Here is a 563-nt window from a genome sequence, read left to right as displayed (position 1 = left end):
CGGTGGCTACTTCTTCAGTTGCTTGGGCAGGTGCTGTGTCGCTCCCGGGCGGGAGGGCATCGGCTGCAGGGCAGCTGCGGTCTGGGCGGCCAGGTTGGCGGCCGTGGTGTCCGCCGTGAACTGCGGGTTGGTCGGGGCCTGCTGCGGCTTGCCCGAGCGCAGCGCGCCGGTGAAGTCTCCGAACGTCTCGCGCCGCCACCTGCTGACCGGCGTGAAGGTCACCGGGCCGTGGCCGGACAGGCCGCCCGCGGCCGTGAGCGACTCGAGGAATCGCAGGCACGAGGTGTGGTCGGAGAGTTCGGAGTACACGTGGCCGCCGACCGTCCACGGGGACACGATGATGCACGGTACCCGGAAGCCACCGCCGACCGGCAGCCCGCCGCCGGGCGTACCCTTCGGCGAGGCCACGTGCACGTACTCCTCGGGGTACTTCTTCGGGTCCGGGATCGGTGGCGGTACGTGGTCGAAGAAGCCGTCGTTCTCGTCGTAGTTCAGCACGAACACCGTCGAGTTCCACAGCTTCTCGTTGGCCGCCAACGCCTCCAGCTTCGACGCGAGATACT

The 563-nt window shown here is 69.1% G+C and carries 1 protein-coding gene; it reads right to left on the bottom strand.

Translation table 11 applies throughout. The annotated features are described in order from the left end of the window. Positions 1-6 precede the first annotated feature (6 nt). Positions 7-563 (bottom strand): alkaline phosphatase family protein (locus Raf01_RS49265; RefSeq protein WP_275413246.1); only part of this gene is annotated, 557 nt, incomplete at its 5' end.

The sequence above is a fragment of the Rugosimonospora africana genome (assembly GCF_016862975.1).
Classification (GTDB): Bacteria; Actinomycetota; Actinomycetes; order Mycobacteriales; family Micromonosporaceae; genus Rugosimonospora; species Rugosimonospora africana.
The sequence above is the reverse complement of the archived record's forward strand: the minus strand, read 5'-3'. Positions and strand labels throughout refer to the sequence as shown.